The organism is Nocardia sp. NPDC004722, assembly GCF_053601505.1.
On the sequence record NZ_JBSGBY010000598.1, the window covers coordinates 1 to 5,093 of the forward strand.

At 67.8% G+C, this 5,093-nt stretch carries 6 protein-coding genes; 1 reads left to right on the forward strand and 5 read right to left on the reverse strand.

Annotation, left to right across the window (positions count from 1 at the left end):
• The first annotated feature begins 84 nt into the window (after positions 1–84).
• Positions 85–1,671: an ATP-binding cassette domain-containing protein gene (locus tag ACWELQ_RS37600; protein ID WP_452401781.1), complete on the forward strand. Its 1,587-nt coding sequence runs from the start codon at positions 85–87 to the stop codon at positions 1,669–1,671.
• Positions 1,672–2,007: 336 nt separating this feature from the next.
• Here ACWELQ_RS37600 and ACWELQ_RS37605 read toward each other — a convergent pair whose 3' ends face one another.
• The 5 genes from ACWELQ_RS37605 to ACWELQ_RS37625 all read right to left on the reverse strand — a co-directional run.
• On the reverse strand, positions 2,008–2,682 hold the full coding sequence (locus ACWELQ_RS37605) for an FABP family protein (RefSeq protein WP_452401786.1): 675 nt from the start codon (positions 2,680–2,682) through the stop codon (positions 2,008–2,010).
• Between the two features lie 245 nt (positions 2,683–2,927).
• Positions 2,928–3,233, reverse strand: coding sequence for a DUF1416 domain-containing protein (locus tag ACWELQ_RS37610; protein WP_452401782.1), 306 nt, complete (start codon positions 3,231–3,233; stop codon positions 2,928–2,930).
• 5 nt (positions 3,234–3,238) lie between these two features.
• Positions 3,239–4,072 (reverse strand): sulfurtransferase, encoded by an 834-nt coding sequence (locus ACWELQ_RS37615; protein WP_452401783.1) that lies wholly within the window; start codon positions 4,070–4,072, stop codon positions 3,239–3,241.
• A gap of 54 nt (positions 4,073–4,126) precedes the next feature.
• Positions 4,127–4,609 carry a DUF4395 domain-containing protein gene (locus ACWELQ_RS37620; RefSeq protein ID WP_452401784.1) on the reverse strand — a complete coding sequence of 161 codons (483 nt, stop codon included), beginning with the start codon at positions 4,607–4,609 and terminating at the stop codon, positions 4,127–4,129.
• A 257-nt stretch (positions 4,610–4,866) separates the two neighbouring features.
• Positions 4,867–5,093 (reverse strand): TlpA family protein disulfide reductase (locus ACWELQ_RS37625; protein ID WP_452401785.1); only part of this gene is annotated, 227 nt, incomplete at its 5' end.

A 5,093-nucleotide genomic window follows, 5' to 3' on the forward strand; every position in this document is an offset into this window, starting at 1 on the left:
GGGTGGCTGTGGGTTTTGTTGGGGGGGGGGGGGCGGGGGGTGGCGGGGCTTGCGTGGCTGGGGGTGGGGGGGGGGCGGCGGGCGTTGTCGGTGGGGTGGGGGGTGCTGGCGCTGGGGAGTGGGCTGGGGCTGGCGGCGTTGGCGGCGTGGTTGATTGCTCGGGCTTGGCAGATGCCGCCGGTGCTGGATTTGAGCATTGCCGTGGTGACCGTTCGGGCGCTGGGGATTTCGAGGGGGCTGTGCCGGTATCTGGAGCGGCTGGCCACGCATGATGTGGCGTTGCGGGCCATGAGTACGGCGCGGACGACCACTTACCGGACGCTGGCGGGGGCCGATATCTGGCGGCCGCGTCGGACCGGGGCGGTAGTGGGGCCGGATGAGGAAGCGCGGCAAGGGGATCCGACACAGTTGCGGCGCGGCGAGCTGCTGGGCCGGGTGATGAACGATATCGACGATCTCGGAGCCGTGGTGGTCCGGGCGTTCGTGCCGATCGCGGTCGCGCTCATTCTTTCGGTGCTGGCAGTCGGGCTGCTCGCGAGCATCTCACTGCTCGCGGCGGTGATTCTGGCCGTGGCCCTGGCGGTTTCGGGAATCCTCGCCCCCTGGCTGTCGGCGCGGGCGGCTCGCGAGGCGGAGTTGGCGGTGCGGGCGGATCGCACCGAATTCACCGCCGAGGCGCTCACCGTGCTCGACCACGCGCCCGAACTGCGGGTCGCCGGACGGCTTTCCGCGGCAGTCGGCGCGGCCACCGCGGCCGGGCAGCGGGCGGTCGCGGCCGAGGATCGGGCCGCGGCGCGCAGTGCATGGGCGGCCGCCGTGTTGCCGCTGTCCATCGGGGCGAGCGTGCTGGGGTCGCTGCTCATAGGAATCGTGCTGTACGGCAGCGGGACTCCGATTCCCACGGCCGGTTTCCAGACCGTCGCGCCGGGCGGCATCACGCCCATGGCGTTCACGGTGCTGGTACTGGTGCCGCTGTCGGCCTTCGAGGCCGTGGCGGTGCTCCCCGCGGCCGCGCAGGCGCTCACCAACGGGCGCGCGGCGCTGCACCGGCTCGACCGGCTGGAACGCGACGAGTCCGGGACCGTCACACCCGATCTCCCGGCCCTGCCGCAGGGCCGCCGCATCGCGGTGGTCGGGCCGAGCGGGGCAGGCAAGACCACCCTGCTGATGGCGTGGGCGGGTCTCTTCGACACTCCCCGCCCGGGCGTCACCTTCTTCGCCGAGGACGCGCACCTGTTCGGCACCACCGTGCTCGAGAACCTGCGGGTGGCGCGCGGCGACATCACCGCCGAAGAGGCCGAATCCGCCTTGCGCGCAGTCGGAGCGGGGGAGTGGCTCGACGCGCTCCCCGAGGGCGTGGACACCGATCTGGTCGGCGGGGCCGCCGCCGTCTCGGGCGGCCAGCGCCGCCGCCTCCTGCTGGCCCGCGCCCTGCTCTCCCCGGCCCGCGTCCTGCTGCTGGACGAGCCCACCGAGCACCTGGAAGCCGAGGCCGGGGCCGAACTGCTGCGTCGCCTGCTCGACGAGTCCAGCGGCCTGGTCGATCGCGACCGCACCGTGGTGGTGGTCACCCATCAGCTGCCGCCGGACGCCAAGCCCGACACCATCGTTCGCGTCGCGCCGAACTCAACGATCACGATCGACGCCTTATTCCCCACAACGACTGTCTGACCTGCCATTTCGCAGTCCGAGAAAATACGTTGCCGCCTCTGACTCATCCGACTAATTTCGTTCGTACACAGGAAGGAGGTGGTTCGAGAATGATTTCTAGGACGCGTGAGGTGGCTGCCAGCTAGGCGCTACCGCTGCAATCGGATTCCTGATCGCGCGAGCCCTCGCGAATCCAAGGCAGTCACCCGGCCCTCGAGTTACGGTCTGTCCTGACCGGACCAGCGTGAGAATGTTGCATCCTCCGCCGGTATGACTCGGGGGCCGTACCCTTTTCAGGGGTCCAGACATGAAAAAGCCCCGTCCGACCAAACGGCCGACGGGGCTTCGTTGAATCTTCTAACCGATGTACCGCTGCAACCGCGCCGAGAGCCGCGGCTCCAACGCGCCGTCCGCCGCGATGCGCTCCTCGACGTAACCCAGATCGCCGCCCTCGACAATGCCGTAGAGCCGCTTCGCGCCGCCCACCACGATGCCGGACTGGCTGCGGATCACCACGTCGGTGGCCAGCTCCCAGGAGGACTGGGTGAGCGCCTGGCCGTAGAACAGCTCGACAATGCCGGTGGAATGCGTGAGCAGCAGCTCCAGCACCTCGTCGTCACCGTCGATGCCGACCCGCCAGAAACCGCTCTCGCGCAGATCCGGGCCCGAGTACTCGCCCTGGGCGTCCAGCTTCCAGGAGCGCGACTCCCAGGTCAGGTAGTCGCCGCCGTCATGAGAGACGATGATCTGCTGCCCGAAGCGGTAGTCGCCGGTATCGGGCTCGTTGCCCTCACCCTCGCCACGCCACACGCCGACCAGGGGTAGCAGCGCGAGCATGGAGGAGCTCAGATCCGGCCCCAGCCGCAGATTGGCGGTGTCCACGGGCAACGGAAGACCCGGGAGCGTCGGAACATTCATCGCCCCGGTCGACTTGGCACGCTCGGCAGCCTCGGCGACCGCCTGGTCACCGGAACGCCTCGCGCCCTCCTCGTGGCGAACGATCGGCGTCGTCGACGACGATCCGTTGGCCACTCCGTTTTCGATGTTCTCGTGGGCCGGTTCTGTCACGACTCGGTGAACAGCCGGTAGAGGACGTACAGACCGAACCAGGCGATCAGCACGGAGACGAGAACCAGCAGAATCTCGAAGGTAAGCACCACGTCTCGGAGTCTAATCCCACCGGCGAGATCAGGTGAAAACGACCCCGGGAAAATCTTGTGCGAACACGAGAACGGCCCCGGGATCATGAATCCCGGGGCCGTTCTTGATGTTTCGTGTTACTTGGCGACGGTGACGTCCACGTTGTGGATGCCGTTGCCCTCCGGCGACACCTCGGCGGTGCCGTTGCCGGACGCCGACAGCGCGCGGATGGTCCACGCGCCCGGCGCGGCGAAGAAGCGGAAGTCGCCGGTGCCCGAGGCCACGACCTCGGCGGTGAAGTCGCCGTTGCCGTCCAGCAGGCGGACGAACGCGCCGCCCACGGTCTGGCCGTCAGCGGTCAGGACGCGGCCGGTGATGACCGTCTCCTTCTCGACGTCGACGCCGGCGGGGATGGCCTGTCCCTGGGTAGGTGCAGCACACATATTGATTACGCTCCCAACTCGATCGGTGCACCGACGAGGGAACCGTATTCGGTCCAGGACCCGTCGTAGTTCTTGACGTTCTGGTGGCCCAGCAGCTCCTGCAGCACGAACCAGGTGTGCGAGGAACGCTCGCCGATGCGGCAGTAGGCGATGGTCAGCTTGTCGCCGTCCAGACCGGCCTCCTTGTAGATCTCCGCCAGCTCGGCGTCGCTCTTGAAGGTGCCGTCCTCGTTCGCGGCCTTGGACCACGGCACGTTGATGGCGGTCGGGATGTGACCCGGACGCTGCGACTGCTCCTGCGGCAGGTGGGCCGGGGCCAGGATCTTGCCGGAGAACTCGTCGGGCGAACGCACGTCGACCAAGTTCTTGGCGCCGATGGCCTCGATGACCTCGTCACGGAACGCGCGGATGGACAGGTCCTGCGCGGACGCCTTGTACTCGGTGGCGGCGCGGACGTTGACGTCCTTGACCAGCGGGCGGCCGTCGAGCTCCCACTTCTTGCGGCCACCGTCGAGCAGCTTCACGTCCTGGTGGCCGTAGAGCTTGAAGTACCAGTACGCGTAGGCCGCGAACCAGTTGTTGTTGCCGCCGTAGAGCACCACGGTGTCGTCGTTGGCGATGCCACGCTCCGACAGCAGCGCGGAGAACTGCTCTTGGTTGACGAAGTCGCGGCGAACCTGGTCCTGCAGGTCCTTCTTCCAGTCGAGACGCACGGCGCCCTCGATGTGGCCCAGGTCGTAGGCCGAGGTGTCCTCGTCGACCTCGACCAGGACGACGCCCGGAGTGTTCAGGTTCTCTTCGACCCAGTCTGCGGAGACCAGGACATCGGAGCGAGCCATGTTGTTCCTTTCGATGCGGTGCCGTGGGAAGGCGTTGCGTTCGTTGGTTGAGGGTTATACGGAGGAGTTCGAGGTCGACGGGGCACGGAACCGCGCGACGAGCGGATAGATCTTGCAGCCCAGGCAGATTCCGAAGGCCGCGTTCAGGAAGGCCGCGAACAGCGCGAAGCCGGTGAAGATCGCACCGACGACCACACTGCCCGCCGCGAAACCGAGCACGCCCAGCACCGCGAACGCCAGGCCGACCAGCTGCGCGAACCGCAGCGGCGCAACGGGTTCCAGCTCGGTCGGCGCGCCGATGCGCGGCAACACCGCGGCGGCGTAGATCCGGCCGTACGGGCTACGACGCGGGCCGTAGGCGGCGCTCAGGCCGAACACGATGGCCTGCAAGGCCAGCAGCACGGTGGCGGCGGGGACGGAGAAGACGGCGACGATCAGGACGAGGGCCAGCACCGCGGTGGTGATCCAGGCGGCGAAACGCGGGCCGCGGACATCGACCTGACCGGTGGGTAAGGCAGTGGGTGAGGGGTTCGACATGGGAGTACTCCTGCGCGGAAGGGTTATTGGCCAAATCGCCGGAGGATCGGAAACGATCTCTCGACAGCGGGGACAACTCCGGTCGGCGACAGAGGAATACGAAAGGCCGACCGGCTAGCGGCACAGGCAGCAACAACCACCGAGCCGGCACAGGTCTACCGTGCGGCGTCGGGTGAGCATCAGCTCGCGGTTGGATTGCACGAGAGGGAGTTTACCCAATTTTCGGGGGAAATTGGACCCGGGGTTCGTAATGCTGGTCACTCGGCGGCGTCGGAATCCGACAAAGAGGCCAATGACGTGCGCAGATCCGCCGCCTTCGGAACGCCGGAGATCCGGAAGCGTTCCAATCCTCGAGAATCCAATACGAAAGTGGTCGGCAGCGAGAGCACATTCAGCTCCCGGGCCAGCTCCGGATTCGCGTCGATGTCGACCTCGAGATCCAGCGGCGCGGCCGGGCCGTCGGCCAGATCGGCCCAGACCTGCG

What these genes read in the sequence shown, in the direction of transcription:
- ACWELQ_RS37610 (WP_452401782.1), bottom strand. Translation starts at nt 3,233, where the DNA reads ATGTGTGCTGCACCTACCCAGGGACAGGCCATCCCCGCCGGCGTCGAC.
- ACWELQ_RS37615 (WP_452401783.1), bottom strand. Translation starts at nt 4,072, where the DNA reads ATGGCTCGCTCCGATGTCCTGGTCTCCGCAGACTGGGTCGAAGAGAAC.
- ACWELQ_RS37620 (WP_452401784.1), bottom strand. Translation starts at nt 4,609, where the DNA reads ATGTCGAACCCCTCACCCACTGCCTTACCCACCGGTCAGGTCGATGTC.